This is a genomic window from Thermanaerothrix sp., assembly GCF_056331585.1.
On record NZ_JBWGPQ010000025.1, the window covers coordinates 22,552 to 40,258 of the forward strand.

The 17,707-nt window shown below is 56.5% G+C and carries 16 protein-coding genes and 1 tRNA gene; 16 read left to right on the forward strand and 1 reads right to left on the reverse strand.

Translation table 11 applies throughout. The features are described 5' to 3' along the window. The first annotated feature begins 129 nt into the window (after positions 1 to 129). From AC01YT_RS09440 to AC01YT_RS09515, 16 genes are all read left to right on the forward strand, one after another. The gene (locus AC01YT_RS09440) at positions 130 to 2,007 is read left to right on the forward strand and encodes a hypothetical protein (protein ID WP_476674880.1); all 1,878 of its coding nucleotides are present in this window, start codon (positions 130 to 132) and stop codon (positions 2,005 to 2,007) included. A 136-nt stretch (positions 2,008 to 2,143) separates the two neighbouring features. Then, entirely contained in the window at positions 2,144 to 2,500 is a 357-nt protein-coding gene (locus tag AC01YT_RS09445; RefSeq protein ID WP_315625350.1) for an NADH-quinone oxidoreductase subunit A, read from the forward strand. Further along, entirely contained in the window at positions 2,491 to 2,973 is a 483-nt protein-coding gene (locus tag AC01YT_RS09450) for an NADH-quinone oxidoreductase subunit B (RefSeq protein WP_299030334.1), read from the forward strand. The genes AC01YT_RS09445 and AC01YT_RS09450 overlap by 10 nt, the downstream gene beginning before the upstream one ends. Positions 2,974 to 3,061: 88 nt before the next feature. After that, positions 3,062 to 3,586 (forward strand): NADH-quinone oxidoreductase subunit C, encoded by a 525-nt coding sequence (locus tag AC01YT_RS09455; RefSeq protein WP_424914142.1) that lies wholly within the window; start codon positions 3,062 to 3,064, stop codon positions 3,584 to 3,586. A gap of 14 nt (positions 3,587 to 3,600) precedes the next feature. After that, positions 3,601 to 4,830 (forward strand): NADH dehydrogenase (quinone) subunit D, encoded by a 1,230-nt coding sequence (nuoD, locus tag AC01YT_RS09460; protein WP_315625352.1) that lies wholly within the window; start codon positions 3,601 to 3,603, stop codon positions 4,828 to 4,830. Further along, positions 4,827 to 5,348: a complex I 24 kDa subunit family protein gene (locus tag AC01YT_RS09465; RefSeq protein WP_476674883.1), complete on the forward strand. Its 522-nt coding sequence runs from the start codon at positions 4,827 to 4,829 to the stop codon at positions 5,346 to 5,348. Before nuoD ends, AC01YT_RS09465 begins: the two co-directional genes overlap by 4 nt. Then, a complete protein-coding gene (gene nuoF / locus AC01YT_RS09470; RefSeq protein WP_476674885.1) occupies positions 5,345 to 6,610 on the forward strand; it encodes an NADH-quinone oxidoreductase subunit NuoF in 1,266 nt (421 codons plus the stop codon). The genes AC01YT_RS09465 and nuoF overlap by 4 nt, the downstream gene beginning before the upstream one ends. Then, positions 6,603 to 9,080 carry an NADH-quinone oxidoreductase subunit NuoG gene (gene nuoG / locus AC01YT_RS09475; protein WP_476674887.1) on the forward strand — a complete coding sequence of 826 codons (2,478 nt, stop codon included), beginning with the start codon at positions 6,603 to 6,605 and terminating at the stop codon, positions 9,078 to 9,080. The genes nuoF and nuoG overlap by 8 nt, the downstream gene beginning before the upstream one ends. 9 nt (positions 9,081 to 9,089) lie before the next feature. Further along, complete coding sequence (gene nuoH / locus AC01YT_RS09480; RefSeq protein WP_476674889.1) at positions 9,090 to 10,094, forward strand: NADH-quinone oxidoreductase subunit NuoH; 1,005 nt, start codon at positions 9,090 to 9,092, stop codon at positions 10,092 to 10,094. Between the two features lie 3 nt (positions 10,095 to 10,097). After that, on the forward strand, positions 10,098 to 10,589 hold the full coding sequence (gene nuoI / locus AC01YT_RS09485; protein WP_315625357.1) for an NADH-quinone oxidoreductase subunit NuoI: 492 nt from the start codon (positions 10,098 to 10,100) through the stop codon (positions 10,587 to 10,589). A gap of 9 nt (positions 10,590 to 10,598) precedes the next feature. Further along, positions 10,599 to 11,159 (forward strand): NADH-quinone oxidoreductase subunit J family protein, encoded by a 561-nt coding sequence (locus AC01YT_RS09490; protein ID WP_476674891.1) that lies wholly within the window; start codon positions 10,599 to 10,601, stop codon positions 11,157 to 11,159. Positions 11,160 to 11,165: 6 nt separating this feature from the next. Next, a complete protein-coding gene (nuoK, locus tag AC01YT_RS09495; RefSeq protein WP_476674893.1) occupies positions 11,166 to 11,465 on the forward strand; it encodes an NADH-quinone oxidoreductase subunit NuoK in 300 nt (99 codons plus the stop codon). 7 nt (positions 11,466 to 11,472) lie between these two features. Then, positions 11,473 to 13,452 carry an NADH-quinone oxidoreductase subunit L gene (gene nuoL / locus AC01YT_RS09500; protein WP_476674895.1) on the forward strand — a complete coding sequence of 660 codons (1,980 nt, stop codon included), beginning with the start codon at positions 11,473 to 11,475 and terminating at the stop codon, positions 13,450 to 13,452. Positions 13,453 to 13,494: 42 nt separating this feature from the next. Further along, entirely contained in the window at positions 13,495 to 15,003 is a 1,509-nt protein-coding gene (locus tag AC01YT_RS09505) for a complex I subunit 4 family protein (RefSeq protein ID WP_476674897.1), read from the forward strand. A gap of 9 nt (positions 15,004 to 15,012) precedes the next feature. Then, entirely contained in the window at positions 15,013 to 16,458 is a 1,446-nt protein-coding gene (locus AC01YT_RS09510) for an NADH-quinone oxidoreductase subunit N (protein ID WP_476674899.1), read from the forward strand. 26 nt (positions 16,459 to 16,484) lie between these two features. Beyond that, positions 16,485 to 16,558 (forward strand) — tRNA-Arg (locus AC01YT_RS09515). A gap of 317 nt (positions 16,559 to 16,875) precedes the next feature. On the opposite strand, the gene AC01YT_RS09520 is transcribed toward AC01YT_RS09515, so the two are convergent. Then, complete coding sequence (locus tag AC01YT_RS09520; protein WP_476674901.1) at positions 16,876 to 17,625, reverse strand: helix-turn-helix transcriptional regulator; 750 nt, start codon at positions 17,623 to 17,625, stop codon at positions 16,876 to 16,878. Positions 17,626 to 17,707: the final 82 nt, after the last annotated feature.

The following is a 17,707-nucleotide window of genomic DNA, read 5'->3' on the forward strand; positions in this document are numbered from 1 at the left end:
GACTCCTTAGGCGGATTGGGGAATAAAAGCCGTAATGAAATCGGTGAGCATGGTGTAGAGGGGAGGGATTGCTTCCCCATATTATAATAATCCTGACAGATTAACGGCGGATCAAGGGGCTTTCAAGGCGTGGTTAATAATCCGGTTGGGCTGGTTTTGCTGGCGATCGTGGTGCTCTTCTTGCCGGGGGCGGTGTGGGTGGTATGGCGCCAGCCCACCGATCAGGATGGACTGGAGCAATTAGCCGAGGCGTTAGGGCTTTCAGTGGCTTTAACGGCCTTAGGCGGTTTGATTTTCTTTATCTTAGGCCAGAGGCTCACCGGGGGTGACTTGCGCGTGGCCTATGCCGTTCTGGGGATTGCCTTTGCGGGGGGAGTGGCCTGGCGCTTGAGAGGTGTACACTGGGCGGAGGTGCGTTTCTCTCGTTCGATGATGTGGTTTGGGGTCGGCCTGGGCGCGTTAGCGGGCATCGTGATTTGGCGGTTCTACCAGGTACGGGGAATGGTCTTTCCGGCCTGGGTGGATTCGGTGCACCATGTGTTTATCGTGCGCAAGATCATGGCGTTAGGCGGTCTGCCGGAGACCCTGGCGCCCGAGATTGAGACGTTTTTTTCTTATCACTACGCGTTTCATCTCATCACGGCCTGGTTTGCCCGTCTGGGCGGTTTAGAAGCCACCGAGGCGGTGTTGTGGCTGGGGCAGGGATTGAATGCCCTAGTCGCGCTTTCGGTATATCGGCTGGGGAAAGCACTCTGGGGTGACTCACGACGCTCCGGCCTGGCGGCACTGCTGGTGGGATTTGCCTTTCAGATGCCGGCTTACTACCTCGCCTGGGGGCGCTACACGCTTTTAACGGGTTTGATCATGCTGCCTCTGGCGATGGCGGCGGTGGTGGAGATTCTGCGCCGACCGGGATCGGTGGAGACGTTCATGCGCTTGGGAGTGCTCTCAGCAGGGGTGGCCTTGAGTCATTACACGGCATTATTGTTACTGGGGGTGTTTTGTTTGGTGGTTGTGCTGGGGGTGAGTTGGGGTGTTTGGCGGCTTTCCCCACCGGAAGCGCGTGCGCAACGGCTGCTTCCCCTGGTAGCGCTGGGTCTGGGGTTGGGGTTGGGCGGTGGTTTGGCACTGCCCTGGTTGTGGCGCGTGATCTGGCACCTGGGTGGGCAGGCGGCGGTGCGGGTGGTCTCGCCGCTGGATGCTTCACAACTGGGGTATTGGCGTTATATCCTGGATCTGCTTGGGCCGCGCCACAATCATATTCTGATAGGCTTAGCGGGTTTAGGAGCTATTTATGGTTTGACGCAAGCGCGTAGCCGTCTTTTAGCGATTTGGGGTTGGGTATTGGCGTTATTGATGCTGCCTTGGGGGATACGTCTGGGGCCGTTTCGCCCCGATCACATGGCGATTGTCCTTTTCCTTCCGGCGGCGTTGTGTCTGGCAGATGGCGGTATTGGGGGATGGCATTTTATTGTAGAGCGACTGTCCTCACCCGCGGCGCGCCATATTGCCTGGGGGGTGGGGGCAGGGTTGGCGCTGGTGGTTTTAGGCTGGGGAGCATGGTCCACGCGTACGGTGACCAATCCGACCACGCAACTGGCCGACGCTGCCGATAAGATGGCACTGGACTGGGTGCGTGAAAATCTGCCGCCGGATGCGCGCTTTTTGATTAATGTGACCTCCTGGCAGGGGGGAACGTATCGCGGTGTGGATGGGGGCTATTGGCTGCTCCCTTATGCCGGGCGCATGAGCATCTTACCGCCAGTGCTGTACGCCTGGGGTGATCCAGTGGTGGCAGCTCTGATCAACCTTCGGGCGGCTCAGGCTGCCCAATTGAAGGATTGTGATGAAGCCTTTTGGCTTCTCGTAAATGAAGCGGAACTTGGTTATATGTATGTGCGCGAGGGTGTAGGAAGTTTACAACCGGCCGCGTTCAATCAGTGCCGCGGCGTAGTGCCAATCTATCGCCGTCAGGGGGTGTTCATTTATGCCCTGGAAGGACCGTAATGTCCAGACAATTAACGACTTTACGGGTGATTTTTATACAGATTATTTTGTGAAAATTGCCACCAGACAGCACTTGTGATATACTAGGGCAAGGTTGTGCCGGTCAGATAGACAATTCCTATCGTGAGGACCGCTCATGCTTCAAGATTATCTCCCCCTGTTCGTCATTTTGGTCGTTGCTTTTGCTATCGCTCTCATCGCCATCTTGCTGGGGATGCTCTTTGGCCCACGGCGGCCCACTCCACGTAAGGCGGCGCCGTATGAATCGGGAATTGTACCCTATGGACCGGGGCGGCGGCGAGTATCGGTGCGTTTTTACCTCGTAGCCGTCCTTTTTATTCTTTTTGATGTGGAAGTGATTTTTGTGATCTTCTGGGCCGCGGCCGCCCGTCAGTTGGGGTGGCTTGGTCTGGGGGCAATGCTGGTGTTCCTGGTGATTTTAGAGGTAGCCCACGTCTATGCGTGGAAGAAAGGAGCGCTGGAATGGGACTAGAACAAAAAACCGCTCAAATGGGGGTGGTGACGACCACCTTGGAGCAAATGGTCAATTGGGCGCGCACGCGCTCAATGTGGCCGATGCTATTCGGCCTTGCCTGTTGTGCGATTGAGATGATGGCGGCGCAGGCCTCCAGTTATGACCTGAGCCGCTTCGGTATGGAATTGATGCGTGCCAGCCCGCGCCAATCCGACCTGATGATCGTGGCCGGGCGGGTTTCGCGCAAGATGGCGCCGGTTTTGCGCTTATTATATGATCAAATGCCCGAGCCCAAGTGGGTCATTGCCATGGGCGATTGTGCCTCTTGTGGCGGCATTTTCAATAACTACGCCATCGTGCAGGGGGTGGATGAGGTTGTGCCGGTGGACGTTTATGTGGCGGGTTGTCCGCCGCGTCCGGAAGGATTGATCCACGGCATCTTGACCCTGCACGATAAGGTGCAGAAAGAAAAACTGACCAAGTGGGCTTAATCCGGCATGCCGGGTAACCCCGTCCCCTTTCGTTCATGCCAGAGGATGGGGCGCCGGCTGAGCGAGTCATAAAGACGAGGTCGGAGTGATGTCAAAGGCAAATACCGAGGTTTTGGAAGAAGCGGTAAAGGGCATCAAGGAACGTTTCGGCGCTACCGAACATCGCTTTCGGGATGAAGTCACGTTGATTATCCCCCCGGAGAACATCATCGAGGCGGCGCAGACGTTGCGCGATACCTTTGGCTTCAACGTGCTGATTGATGAAACCGCAGTGGATTACTGGCCACAGACGACGCCGCGCTTTCACGTGGTTTATCATCTCTATTCCATGCCCCATAACCTGATCTTGCGCCTGCGCGTGCCGCTCAACGGCAACGCGCCGCATGTGGATACAATGGAAAAAGTGTTTCCCAATGCGAATTGGAAAGAGCGCGAGATTTGGGATATGTTCGGCATCGTCTTCGACGGGCACTCGGACTTGCGACGCATCTTGATGCCAGCAGATTGGCAGGGGCACCCGCTACGCAAGGATTATCCGTTGGGCTACGAAGAGGTGCAGTTCTCGTTCAATGCGGAAGAGATTGATCGCCGCAAGCCTTATGCCAAGTCTTAGGGGTGGAGTCGGCCATGGTCATGTTACGTGAAGTTTCGGTAGATGAACTGCGTCATCTGGTTTCGGAGCGGGCGCTGGCGGGCGAGACCATGTTGCTGAACATGGGGCCGCAGCATCCCAGCACGCACGGCGTGCTGCGCCTGCTCTTGGAATTGGATGGCGAGATTGTGCTTAATTGCATCCCGGATATCGGCTTTCTGCACACCGGGGTGGAAAAGAACATGGAAGCCAAGACCTACCAGAAAGCCGAGGTGATGACGGATCGCTTGGATTACCTCAACCCCATCGGCAATAACTTAGTCTACTGCCTGGCGGTAGAAAAGCTGGTGGGATTGGATGTGCCCCCGCGCGCTCAGGCGATCCGGGTGATCTTGGCGGAATTGACGCGTATCGGCTCGCACCTACTTTGGCTGGGCACCAGTTCGCTTGATTTAGCTGCCATGTCCACCTTCCTTTACACCATGCGCGAGCGCGAAATGATCCTTGACATTTTCGAGATGTGTTCCGGGCAGCGCATGATGACCACCTACGTCCGTCCCGGTGGGCTATGGCGGGATGTGCCGGTTGAGTTTGAAGACGCGGTGCGGCGGGTGTTGGAGATCATGCCGCGGCGCATTGATGAATACGAACGGCTGTTGACCACCAACGAACTCTTCCTGGATCGCACCCGCGGCATTGGGGTGATTACGGCGGAGGAGTGTATCCAGTGGGGCATTTCCGGGCCGGTGGCGCGAGCGGCCGGGTTAAAATACGACTTGCGTAAGGTGCGCCCGTACAGCGGTTATGAACAGTATGAGTTTGATATCCCCACCCAGCAAGATGGCGATGTCTATTCGCGCTACCTGGTGCGGGTGGAAGAGATGCGCCAATCCCTGCGCATCATCCGCCAGGCGCTGGATAAACTGCCCTATGGCCCGGTGCGTAGCAACAACCGCAAGTTTGTACCGCCGCCGCGCTCTGAGTTGGGGGTGAGCATGGAGGCGGTGATCCATCACTTCAAGTTGTGGACGGAAGGCTTCTCTGCCCCCAAGGAATCGGTATATGCGGCGATTGAAAGCCCGCGCGGCGAATTGGGGGTCTTCCTGGAAGGGGATGGTGGGCCTAAACCCTATCGTGTCCATTATGTTACCCCCTCGTTTGCCAATTTGCAGGTCATGCCCATCTTGACCCGCAATCACTTTATCGCCGATGTGGTGGGAATCATCGGCAGCATTGATATTGTCCTGGGAGATTGTGACCGGTGAACACGCTACGCGCTAAGTATGCCGATGAAATTGAGATCATTTTGGCCAAGTATCCGCCGGAGCATAAGCGCTCGGCGGTGATGCCACTGCTCTATCTCGCCCAGCGCGAAGAGGGTTATGTCACTGCGCAGGCGATGGCCGAGATTGCCGAGATCTTGGAGATCTCGATCACGGATGTGGCCTCGGTGGTGGGTTTTTATTCGCTGTACTATGACCAGCCCCACGGGCGCTATCATATCCAGGTTTGCACCGATTTACCCTGTGCCTTGCGCGGCGCGGAGGATTTTCTCAAAGCCTTGTGTCAGGCCTTGGGTATTGAGGTGGGACAGGTGACATCGGACGGGCTATTTACCGTGGAAGAAGTGAAGTGCATTGGGGCGTGCCACCGCGCGCCGGTCTTCCAGGTGCAGGGAGATGGTGAGATTGTCTTCCATGAGAACCAAACCTTGGAGACGGCGTTGGCGGTTATTGAAGCCCTGCGTCAAAAAGTGCACCAAGAGAAGGAGGGCACGGCATGAGCGAGTATCTTATTCTGCGCCACCGCGCCATTCCTGGTCTGGAACGCTTGCCGGTGTATTTGGAGCATCAGGGGTTTGCGGCGTTCAAAAAGGCAATAACCGAACTGCAGCCGGCCCAGATCATTCAGATGGTCAAAGACTCGGGACTGCGCGGACGCGGTGGAGCGGGCTTTCCCACCGGGCTAAAATGGTCGTTCCTGCCGAATGACCTGTGGCCGCACTACGTGGTTGCCAACGCGGATGAATCCGAGCCGGGGACCTTCAAAGATCGTGAAATTATGGAATCCAACCCCTTCCAGTTCTTGGAAGGGCTGATGATTGCATCGTATGCCGTCCAGGCGCGGGTGGCCTATATCTACATCCGTGGTGAGTACTGGCATATTGCGAAATGGCTGGATCAGAAGATTGCCGACCTGGAACAAGCCGGACTGCTGGGTGAAAACCTCTTCGGCACGGATTATTCTCTACGGCTCTATACCCACTTGGGCGCCGGCGCCTATATCTGTGGCGAAGAGACCGCCTTGTTGGAGTCGCTGGAAGGCAAAATCGGCCAGCCGCGCTTGCGTCCGCCCTTCCCGGCAACGGCCGGGCTCTACAGCCGCCCCACGGTGGTCAATAACGTGGAGACCTTGGCGAATGTACCCCTGATCGTGCTCCATGGGCCGGCCTGGTATCACAACTACGGCACGGATAAAAGTCCCGGCACAAAGGTATTCAGCCTATCCGGTTGTGTTAACCGGCCGGGCAACTACGAACTGCCGTTTGGGGTGACTTTCCGCGAGTTGATTTTTGAACACGGCGGTGGGGTGCCCGAGGGGCGAACGCTCAAGGCGGTGATGACGGCAGGGGCATCCTCGGTCTTGATCCCGATGGATGAAAGCGTGTTGGATACCCCCATGGACTATGAGTCACTGAATAAATTTGGCGGTTCGTTAGGCTCTGCCTCGGTGATCGTGTTGGATGATTCGGTTAACATGGCTTGGCTGACCTATAAGACAGTCAATTTCTTCAAACATGAATCCTGTGGTAAATGCACCCCCTGTCGCGAGGGCACCTACTGGATGAATCGCCTGGCCGAACGCATTGCGCGTGGGCAGGGAGAAGCCCGTGAGGTGGAATTACTCTATCAGGTAGCGCGTCAAATGCAGGGAAAGTGCCTGTGCGCGCTGGGTGAATTCTCTACCCTGGCGGTGGTTTCCAGCATTGATCGCTTCCGTGCGGATTACGAAGCCGTTGTAACTAAGGAGCCGGTTTATGGGTAAAATGGTGACCCTCACCATTGATGATCAGGTCGTCAGCGTGCCGCAGGGGACGCTGATTGTGGATGCTGCCAAGAAAGCGGGGATTGACATCCCGGTCTTTTGCTATCACCCTAAGATGGAACCGGTAGGGATGTGCCGGATGTGTCTGGTGGAAGTCGGTCGTCCGGTGATTGACCGTGCCACCGGTCAACCGGTATTGGAGGCGGATGGCAGTCCTAAGATCCAATTTGGGCCGAAATTAGAGACGGCCTGCACCACGCCCGTGAGCGAAGGGATGGTGGTGCGCACCCAAACCCAGGTGGTCGCTGAGGCGCGACGAGGGATCATCGAATTCCTGCTTACCTCGCACCCGCTCGACTGCCCGATTTGCGATAAAGGCGGGGAGTGCCCCCTCCAAAACCTGACCATGGCCTATGGGCCGGGAGAATCGCGTTTCCGCTACGAGGATAAGATGCACCTAGCCAAGCATCTTCCGCTGGGCGAACTGATCTATCTGGATCGTGAACGCTGTATCCTGTGCGGGCGGTGCGTGCGCTTCCAATCCACGGTTGTGGACGATCCGGTGATTGCCTTTAGCCAGCGCGGGCGGGCACTGCAAATTGTGACCTTTTCAGAACCCGGTTTTGATTCCTACTTCTCCGGAAATACGACCGATATCTGCCCGGTAGGGGCGTTGACTACCGCCGATTTCCGTTTTGGCGCCCGCCCGTGGGAGATGACGCCAAGTGCCTCGATTTGCCCTCACTGTCCGGTGGGGTGTAATATCACCTTCAACGTGCGCCGTGAGGCCGCCGCAGGGGGACGTGAGGTGATTAAGCGGGTTATGCCGCGCCAGAACGAGTGGGTTAATGAGATTTGGATTTGCGATAAAGGGCGCTTTGGCTATCACTATACCGAGAGCCCTGAGCGCCTGCGCCAGCCGCTGGTGCGCAAAGATGGAACCCTGCAACCTGCTTCCTGGGACGAAGCACTGCGGGTGGCAGCGGAAGGGCTGCGCACCCATCAGCGCCTGGTGAGCCTAGCCGGAGGACGGTTGAGCAATGAGGATCTGTTCAACCTCTACCGACTGACCGAGGCTTGGCAGGGGCGGGCTGTGCTCTATTCCTGCATGGGTGGTGGGGACTATGTGCAGCGCTACGGCCTGAGTGGGGAGGCAAACCTGGGGGCCTTGGGTAAGGGAGACGCCATTCTGGTGGTGGCCACCGACTTGCACGAGGAAGCGCCGCTATGGTGGCTGCGGGTCAAGCAGGCAGCTGAACGGGGGGCGACGTTGGTTGTCGCCAATGCCCGTCCTACCAAACTGGAACGTTGTGCCGCTCATGTTGTGCGTTACACCTACCAGGATGCCCTGCTCAAGGTGCAAACCCTATTGACAGGGAATACTCCCGAAGCCCAGGCGTTGGCCGGTGCGGCCAATCTGGTTATTTTCTACGGCAGTGAAGGGTTGTCCCTGGAAGCTTCTGAAGCGCTGGCGGCCATGTTAGCACGTCTGTTGGTGCAAAACGGGCAGGTGGAGCGCCCGTTGAGCGGCCTGGTGGCGGTGTGGCCGCATGCCAACACCCAGGGAGCCTGGGAAATCGGCTTCCGGCCTGACCCGCGGCTTGCTGAAACCTTGAGCGCTGCCGATGTGGTGTGGGTAGCGGCTGCCGATCCGGCCGGGGATGATGTGGCGCTGGCGCGTGCCCTGGAAAAGGCCGGGTTTGTCATCGTGCAAGACCTTTTCTTGACCGAGACGGCCCGTCATGCCGATGTGGTCTTCCCGGTGCAGGCGTTTACCGAGCGCGAAGGCACGTGGACAACAGGAGAGCGGCGGGTGCAGCGTTTCTACCCGGCTTTGCCCGAATTAGAGGGCACCCGCGCCGATTTTGCCATTGTGGCGCAGGTGGCCGAACACTTGGGCCTAGCATTGGAGGGGCGTTCGGTGCGCCGGGTCTTCCAGGCGATTGCACAGACCCTGACCGCTTTTGCCGGTCTTTCTTACACCCGCTTGGCTGAGGTGGTGGAACAATGGCCAATAGTTGGGCGTAGTGATCTCTACTATGGCGGCACAGCCTATGAGAATACCCAGGGCTTAGGGGTGCGCTTGGCGCGGGTGAGCGCGGAAGCGGAGGCGATAGCCTCCCCCGATGTCGCACCGGCGGAGGTGCATACACCCGAGGCGCTGTATCTGGTGCCGTTCGTCCGCCTCTATGATCAGGGACAAACTTTGCGGCCTTCGCGTTTACTGTACCGACGAGTTGCCCAGGCGGTTCTTTACCTGGCGCCGCAGACGGCGGCCCAATTGGGGGTGCAAAACGGAGAGTATGTTCAGATTAGTGCGGATGGGTGGTCAGAAACGCTGTCCGTTCAGGTGGTGGCGAACGTGCCCGCAGGGGCAGGTTTAGTACCACGCAGTAGCGGGGTGGCGTTACGTCAACCACAGTGGGTGCGCGCTCAACGCGCCGTGCTTGAACCTCAGGCTGGGAGTTAAGGAGTTCGCATGGACGCTGCCTTGTTTTGGGAGTGGGTGATCAAGTCACTAATTATTGTGCTGGTGCTGACCGGGGGGTTTGCCTATGCTACCCTGTATGAGCGCCGTGTCATTGCCCGCATTCAGGTGCGCATTGGGCCGAACCGGGCAGGTCCATTTGGCTTGCTTCAGCCAGTAGCCGATGGGATTAAATTGATCTTTAAAGAAGAGTTGACCCCGGCGGGGGCGGATAAGGTGCTGTTCTTTCTGGCGCCCATCATCACGGTTTTGCCTTCGTTGGTCATCACGGCGGTGGTGCCGTGGGGGGATACCGTGGTGATCGGTGGACGCGTCATCCGCCTCTATCTCACGGATATCAATGTGGGCATTCTATATATTCTGGCAGTTGCGTCTATTTCGGTCTATGGTATTGCTCTGGCAGGGTGGGCTTCGAATAACAAATATGCCCTGTTGGGTGGCTTGCGTTCCACCGCTCAAATGATCAGTTACGAACTGGCGTTGGGGCTTTCGTTTGTCGGCCCGATTTTGTTGGCCGGTTCACTGAGCCTGATGGATATTATTAATGCCCAAAAGCACTTGTGGTATATCGTGCTCCAGCCAGCGGCGTTCTTGCTTTACTTTATGGCTTCGCTGGCCGAGGTTAACCGGGCGCCATTTGATATGCCCGAAGCTGAGCAGGAACTCACTGCCGGTTACCATGCCGAGTATTCGGGGATGAAGTTCGCGCTCTTCTTCATGGCTGAGTACATCAAAATGATTGCGGTTGCGATGATCGGCGCCTCGCTCTTCCTAGGAGGATATATGGGGCCGTTTGTAGATCGTTTCCCCTGGCTGGGCCCGATTTACCTCTTTCTCAAAGTGGCAATGTGGCTGTTTGTGATGATTTGGCTGCGCGCCACGTTACCGCGCATTCGCTATGACCGCCTGATGCAGTTGGGCTGGAAGGTGATGTTCCCGCTGGGACTGCTGAACGCGGTCATTACCGCCTTAGTGGTGGTCTGGGTTGGAGGATAAGCCATGCTTAAAGGTTTGCTCGAAACACTCCGTTCGATGACCGAAAAGCCGGTCACAATTCAGTATCCTGAGGTCAAACGCCCGGTGCGGGCACGCTTCCGGGGGCGACACATCCTGCGCCGGTATGAAAACGGCTTAGAGCGCTGCATTGGGTGCGCCCTGTGTGCCGCGGCCTGCCCCTCGGATGCCATCTTTGTTGAGGCGGCAGAAAACACGGATGATGAGCGTTACTCGCCGGGTGAACGTTACGCGCGGGTGTATGAGATCAACATGCTACGCTGTATCTTCTGCGGCTTCTGTGAGGATGCCTGCCCAACGGAGGCGATTGTGCTCACGGACAACTACGAACTTACCTTCACCGACCGTCACCAGTCCATCTACACCAAAGAAATGCTTTTGGAGCCAGTGCCGGAAGGGGGTAAGCCTACGCCGCAAAAAGTGGAACCCGGGGTGTACACCCGCTCGATACCAATCATGCAAGATCCCACCGATTAGGGAGGCTGAATGTCCCTTGGAACCCTCATCGTTTTTGCTGTCTTAGGTCTGGTGGTGGCCGGCTCGGCTGTGGGGATGTTGCTCAGCCGCAACACGATTTACTCCGCGCTCTTTCTGGTGCTCAACTTCATTGGGGTGGGTGTGCTGTATTTGATTCTGGGGGCGCCGTTTGTCTCATTTGCTCAGGTGGCCGTCTATGCCGGCTCCATCATGGTACTGTTTGTGTTTGTCATCATGCTGTTGGGGGCAGAGCAGTTCCCGGTTCATGAGCCTCTGCGTGGGCAGCGCTGGCTGGGTTTGTTGGCTGGGGGTCTTTTTCTAGTGGAATCCGCGGCCTTTTTGTACCTGCGCACTAGTGCGCCGGAATGGGCAGCGGAGATCGGGTTTGGGTTTGAAAGCCCGGCCGTGGTTGGGCGCATGATTATCGAAAAGTATTTGCTTCCTTTTGAGATTGTGGGCTTCTTGTTGTTGATTGCCGTGGTGGGGGCGATTTTCCTGGCGCGCCTGGAAACCCCCATGGTGGGTAAGGGCAAAGGTCGGCAGGGGCGATTCGGAGAACGAAAGGAGTAGGCCGCTATGCCATTGGTGTATTATTTGGGGCTTTCGGCATTTATGTTCACCATTGGGATGTTGGCCGTTGTGTTGCGGCGCAATCCGCTGGTGGTGTTCATGGGGCTGGAACTGATGTTCAACGCCGCCAATTTGGCTTTTGTGGCGTTTGCGGCCTTTCATAAAATTCTGGATGGTCAGTTGTTCGTCTTTTTTGTGATTACCACGGCAGCGGCAGAGGTGGCAATCGGATTAGCGCTGATTGTAGCGATCTTCCGCACCAAGCATTCCATTGACCTGGATCAAATGAGTCAGTTGAAAGGATGAACCGCCCATGCACATGGAGGTTATGACCGTGACCGAACCGTTGTTCCGCCTGGCGCCGGGGGTGGTGTTCCTACCGGTGGTGGGCATCCTGTTGAACCTGCTCTTGGGGGCGCGCTGGAATGAAAAGGTGGTGGGGTGGATCGCCAGCCTGGCCACGGTGGGTGCTTTTGGCGTGGCGGTAGCGCTGGCCGTTGGGTTGGCCCGTCATCCCGAAGGAGCGGTAGTTCCCTTGCTGACCTGGATCCACATCGGTGATTTCCGCGTGGATTGGGCTTTCCGTGTGGATACCCTCTCGGTGGTGATGATGTTGGTTGTAGCCGGTGTCGGGGCGCTCATTCATATTTATTCCATCGGGTATATGCACGAGGATGTCCGCCATCAGGGGGATCCGCGCCGCTTCCGCCGCTTCTTTGTCTTTCTCAATCTGTTCATTGCGGCGATGATGATCCTGGTCAGCGCGAACAACTTCCTGATGCTCTTCGTGGGCTGGGAAGGGGTCGGTCTGTGTTCGTATTTGCTGATCGGATTCTGGTTCGAGAAGGGTGCTGGCGGTATCGGAAACGCACTGGCAGCAAAAAAGGCGTTTGTGGTCAACCGCATTGGTGATTTTGGTCTGTTGATCGCGCTGTTCTTAATCTTTGCCAATTTCGGCACGCTGGATTTTGAGGCTGTCTTTCGTCAGGCGCCGCAGTTGGCACAGGTTGCACCTGGCATACTGACGGCGATCACGCTGTTCATGCTACTGGGCGTAACGGGAAAATCGGCACAAATCCCACTCTATGTGTGGTTGCCGGATGCGATGGCCGGCCCCACGCCGGTTTCAGCGCTGATCCATGCGGCGACGATGGTGACTGCGGGTGTCTATCTGGTGGCGCGTTCGCAGGCGCTGTATATTGAGGTCCCGTTGGCGCAAAGCACGGTGACCTGGGTTGGCGGGTTGACAGCACTGCTGGCCGCTACCATCGCGCTTGGTCAGTATGACATCAAACGGGTATTGGCTTACTCCACCATTAGCCAGTTGGGCTTCATGGTCGCCGCGGTGGGAATGGGTGCCGTGGTAGCGGGGATGTTCCACCTGGTGACACATGCCTTCTTCAAGGCACTGCTCTTCCTCTCCGCCGGTTCGGTCATTTTGGGCATGGAACGCGGACATGAGTCTGGGCATCACCATCAGGTTGAAATTGATGTTCAAGACATGCGTTTCATGGGGGGACTGCGCCAGCGCATGCCGGTGACTTTTTGGGTTTATCTGATCGGCGCGTTGGCGTTGGCCGGTATAGCGCCTTTGGCGGGGTTCTTCTCCAAAGATGAGATTTTGGCCGTAGCCAGCGCGAAGTTCCCGGCTGTTTTTGGCCTTTTGCTTTTTTCTGCTCTGCTGACGGCGCTTTACATGGGACGGCAGTTGGCGCTGGTGTTCTTCGGCGCACCGCGCAGTGAAGCCGCCGAGAAAGCAACCGAGAGTGCGCCGATTGTGACCGTGCCGCTGATCGTTCTTGCGGCGCTATCGGTGCTGGGTGGTCTGATCAACGTCCCGGATTCATATGCACTGGAACATTGGCTGGAGCACACCCTGCATACGGTTGAGGCTGTTCCGTTCCAGGTGAGCATTGCGGCTTCATCGCTGGCGGTGGCTCTGGCTGGCCTGGGTTTGGCCTGGTGGCTTTATGGACGTCGCCCATTATCCAGCCCGCGCGAAATCGATCCTCTGGCGCGAGTATTGGACGGGGTTTACCGTGCTCTGGAGCGCAAGTGGTGGGTGGACGAGATTTATCATGCGTTGGTGGTGCGCCCCTATCACGGTTTAGCCCATGTGTTGGCGCAAGTGGTGGATTTGGGGTTTATTGATGGTATTGTCAATGGGGTTGGGTACGTGGCGCGCAAGCTTGCGCTGTGGTGGCGTCAATGGCAGAACGGTTATGTGCGTTCTTATGCTTTAAGTATTGTTATGGGCGTGGTATTGATCGTTGCCTATTTGCTCTTGCGCTAAGCGACCACATCGCTACCGATTCCGAAGGAACGAGGGTTGAGAATGATCCTGGGTATAAACGGACTGATTGGGTTAATTGCGCTCCCGTTAGTGGGGTTTGTGATCCTGCTTTTTATTCCCTCTGAAGCCAAAAAAGCCCTGCGATGGGGGGCACTGCTGACCTCACTGGCAACGTTCATTGTTGCCCTGGGGGTGCTGACGCAGTTTCAAGTAGGCGACCCAAACTTGCAAATGGTGGTGCGCCAACCCTGGGTGCGCATCGGCGATGTGACGATTGAGTTTTACCTGGGTGTGGATGGCCTTAGCCTGCTAATGGTCTTGCTGACGGCTTTCCTGACCCCTATCGCCATCCTCTCAACCTGGCGTGCGGTAGAAGAGCGGGTCAAGGGTTTTATGCTCTTCTTCCTGCTGCTGGAGAGCGGTATGTTGGGAGTCTTTCTGGCTTTGGATTTGGTGCTCTTTTATATCTTCTGGGAATTTACCCTGGTGCCGATGATCTTCCTGATCGGCGTGTGGGGTGGGGAACGGCGTGTTTATGCTGCGGTAAAGTTCTTCCTCTTCACCATGGTTGGCTCGGTGTTGATGTTGTTGGGTATCCTTTATCTGGGGTTGCAAACGCGCACCTTTGCCTGGGATGCCCTCCTCCAACAGCGTGGGGTGTTTGCCGCCGCCCAATTATGGCTCTTCCTGGCCTTTGGCCTGGCCTTTGCGATTAAGGTACCCATGTTCCCGCTCCACACCTGGTTGCCCGACGCTCATGTGGAAGCCCCAACGGCCGGTTCGGTGATCCTGGCCGGCGTTCTGCTGAAGATGGGGGCGTATGGTTTTCTACGATTCAATCTACCGCTCTTCCCACAAGCCACGTTGCAATTGGCACCGTGGATGGCGGGCTTGGCTGTGGTCGGCATCCTCTACGGCGCAGCCGTGGCCTATGCCCAACAGGATGTTAAGAAACTGGTGGCATATTCCTCGGTGAGCCACCTGGGGTTTGTGATGTTGGGTACCTTTGCCCTCACCGCGCAGGGGCTGGCCGGTGCCGTGCTCCAGATGGTCAACCATGGTTTGAGCACCGGCGCTCTGTTTTTGATTGTGGGGATGCTTTATGAGCGCCGCCACACCCGTCAAATGAGCGCCTTTGGCGGGATTTGGAAGGTCATGCCGGTTTTGGGAGCCCTTTCATTGGTGGTAACCCTTTCGTCGCTAGGTCTGCCGGGGCTAAACGGTTTTGTGGGTGAGTTTACCATTCTATTAGGAGCGTTCCGTTCGACGGTGCTGGGAAGTCCTTGGTTTGCCGGGATAGCCACGGTAGGAGTGATCCTGGCGGCGGTGTATTTATTGACCATGTTTGAGAAAGTGTTCTTGGGGCCGGTGCGCCATGAGGAAAACCGCACCCTGACAGATTTAAACGCCCGCGAGATGCTAACCTTGGTGCCCATACTGGTGCTTATTTTCTGGATTGGGTTATACCCACAACCCTTTTTGAATCTGATCAACCCCAGCGCTGAGCAATTGGTGGCGTTGGTGCAATCGGTGGCCCTGGCCGCCCATTAGGAGGAAAAGATGACCCTGAGCGACATCGTGATGGTGCTCCCGATTGCCTTTATCTTGGTTTGGGCGGTAGTCCTATTATTGTTGGATTTATGGCTGCCGCGTGAACGTCGGGGATGGCTGGCCTTGCTCACGGCATTGGGCCTGGCGGTAGGACTGGGATTGGATTTAGCCCAAAGTGGCCGTGGGGGACAGGCGTTTCACGAGATGATCGTACTGGATAACTTTGCCGTCTACCTGAACGCCCTATACCTGGTCAGTGGTTTGATCGCTCTGGCGTTAGGATACGACTACCTCAAACGGATGGAAATCGAGCGGGGCGAATTTTACGCCATGCTGCTCTTCTCTATCGCGGGGATGATGTTGCTGACCCAAGCCAATCATCTGATTTTGGTTTTCCTGGCTTTGGAGTTCCTCTCGATACCCCTTTACGTCCTGGCGGGGTTTGCCCGCCCACGCCTCGAATCGGAAGAGGCAGCCTTGAAGTACTTCCTGTTAGGGGCGTTCTCATCTGCCTTTGTTTTATACGGGATTGCGTTGATTTTCGGCGCCACCGCTAGCGCCAGTGTGACTGGCGTGGTTCAGGCCGTGCGTAATGGAACCGCGGAAATGGGATTCTTTACCGCGGGTGCGGTGATGATGCTGGTGGGGTTTGGGTTCAAGGTAGCGGCGGTGCCCTTCCACGAGTGGGCTCCCGATGTATATCATGGCTCGCCGACCCCGGTGACCAGTTTCATGGCTGTGGCAACCAAGGCTGCCGGTTTTGCCGCTTTGATGCGCCTCTTCTTGACCCTCTTCCCCAATTTGGCTTCCAATCTCACCCCAATCTTTTGGGGTGTCGCGGCCTTGACGATGATTGTGGGCAATTTGCTGGCGTTGACACAGTCGAATGTCAAGCGCTTGTTGGCTTATTCCAGTATCGCTAATGCCGGCTATTTGCTGATGGCTTTCGTGCCGTATGGGAATGCACAGGTGGCCTCGCAAGCGGTGGCTTCGATGTTATTCTATTTACTAGCTTACGGGTTGACCTCCTTTGGGGCCTGGGCGGTAGTCGTGGCGTTAGAACAGGCCGAAGGACGCGGTTTGGCATTAGAGGATTATGCCGGCTTGGGGCCTAAATACCCCTGGCTAGGGGTAACAATGCTCATTTTCATGCTCTCGTTAACTGGGGTGCCGTTGACATTGGGCTTTTGGGGTAAGTTGTTTCTCTTCCGCACGGCGGTTGCAGCGGGATATGTGGATCTGGCGATCATCGGCTTGCTCACCTCGGTGATCTCGGCTTACTACTACCTGCGGGTGGTGGTGATCATGTACATGCGCCCGGGTGAGCCAAAAGTGCGCCGCGATGGGTGGTTGAATCTGGTTGCGATTGGGGCAGCGGCAGCAGTGGTGTTGCTCAGCGTGGTGCCGGTGCAGGTTTTGAATCTGGCGGCGCAAGCGGTATTGCGTTTGCCCTAGATGAATGCGGTATAATAGAGACGAACGCCCCCGTAGCTCAATTGGATAGAGTAATGGACTTCGAATCCAGAGGTTGCGGGTTCGAGCCCCGCCGGGGGCGCTGAACAAAGGTCAAAGTTACGAAATCCACCTTCCTATTGCCGAGGCCACCCGCAAAAAGTAGACCGGTTGATGTCATTGCCCACGATTATGAGAATTGAGGGTAACTAGCGGAGATGGCTTCAGCGAATGGGGTTTTCGACCGTTTCAGCGCCAGAAGGTTGTCCCCCAGAATTCGGTTTGATATGGTCTAGGCATGGCAGGTTGACAAGAGAGTACTTCGTGGTACGGGTCACTAACCTTGGCAGAAACACCAGGCGCAGGTTGATCGCGCTGGAGAGGGGAACTACACGCGGCTTGTGCTCCAGATTGGTAACCTCAGAGCTGAGGGGACGGGGAAGCTTCGATCGAGTTCATCACGTCCAAAACCTCAGCGGCAGCGCACCGCACCCAGCGCGCATAGGGTTCCAGATCCAGGTCTTCTGGGGGTGTCATGCTCACGCCGCTACGGGTGAACCAGAAGGTGAGGCGCATACCGGGGTGGAGGGTAACGCCACGGGCAGCCAGATGTTGGGCTGCCTGTGCCGCGGGGCTGGGGCGGACATAATCGGTAGGTAGCCGCTGCAGTTTCACCGCCATGCGCAAGTTGTCCACTGGCACCCGGTGGTGCCACAGCCGATGGCGTTGCTGTTCAACCCAGGCTTGGGTAATTATTTCAAAAATCTTGAGTCTTTCGGGCTTTTTCTCTTGTTGGAGCAAACGTTCTGCAGTTTTCAAAAGACGATTGGTCATGGGCTGACGTAACGCGGCGGCAAGTTTTTCTACGGCGTTAGCGGCATAGGGGTGATAAAAACGCGTTTGGAGGGAAAGTTTACGAGCGGCAAGATAAAGTGTGAGCGCCTCGGGTAAATTCACTTTTATCTCGGAGATTAATTTTGAGCGGGGAATGTGATAACGCCCGTCTTTATCCTTTTCAATCGGGTACTCTGAGGATAATTCAATGCGGTAGCGATAGACCATTGTGCGATCTATCCCTAGGCGTTCTGCCATTTCAATATCAGAGAAGGCTCTTTGGATATATAAACGTTTCATTTCTTCGAGCCGCTCGGCTTTAGTTTTTCCACTCACATTAAACCCTCCTAGTAAGAGGTGATAGTCTCCCTCAATAGTGTTTATTCTGGTAAGATCAGGGCAAGACAATCCCGAGGGA

Coding starts and splice junctions, on each gene's coding strand:
- nuoH (WP_476674889.1), top strand. CDS start 9,090: ATGGACGCTGCCTTGTTTTGGGAGTGGGTGATCAAGTCACTAATTATT.
- nuoK (WP_476674893.1), top strand. CDS start 11,166: ATGCCATTGGTGTATTATTTGGGGCTTTCGGCATTTATGTTCACCATT.
- AC01YT_RS09450 (WP_299030334.1), top strand. CDS start 2,491: ATGGGACTAGAACAAAAAACCGCTCAAATGGGGGTGGTGACGACCACC.
- nuoD (WP_315625352.1), top strand. CDS start 3,601: ATGGTCATGTTACGTGAAGTTTCGGTAGATGAACTGCGTCATCTGGTT.
- AC01YT_RS09445 (WP_315625350.1), top strand. CDS start 2,144: ATGCTTCAAGATTATCTCCCCCTGTTCGTCATTTTGGTCGTTGCTTTT.
- nuoG (WP_476674887.1), top strand. CDS start 6,603: ATGGGTAAAATGGTGACCCTCACCATTGATGATCAGGTCGTCAGCGTG.
- nuoI (WP_315625357.1), top strand. CDS start 10,098: ATGCTTAAAGGTTTGCTCGAAACACTCCGTTCGATGACCGAAAAGCCG.
- AC01YT_RS09510 (WP_476674899.1), top strand. CDS start 15,013: ATGACCCTGAGCGACATCGTGATGGTGCTCCCGATTGCCTTTATCTTG.
- nuoL (WP_476674895.1), top strand. CDS start 11,473: ATGCACATGGAGGTTATGACCGTGACCGAACCGTTGTTCCGCCTGGCG.
- nuoF (WP_476674885.1), top strand. CDS start 5,345: ATGAGCGAGTATCTTATTCTGCGCCACCGCGCCATTCCTGGTCTGGAA.
- AC01YT_RS09455 (WP_424914142.1), top strand. CDS start 3,062: ATGTCAAAGGCAAATACCGAGGTTTTGGAAGAAGCGGTAAAGGGCATC.
- AC01YT_RS09490 (WP_476674891.1), top strand. CDS start 10,599: ATGTCCCTTGGAACCCTCATCGTTTTTGCTGTCTTAGGTCTGGTGGTG.
- AC01YT_RS09505 (WP_476674897.1), top strand. CDS start 13,495: ATGATCCTGGGTATAAACGGACTGATTGGGTTAATTGCGCTCCCGTTA.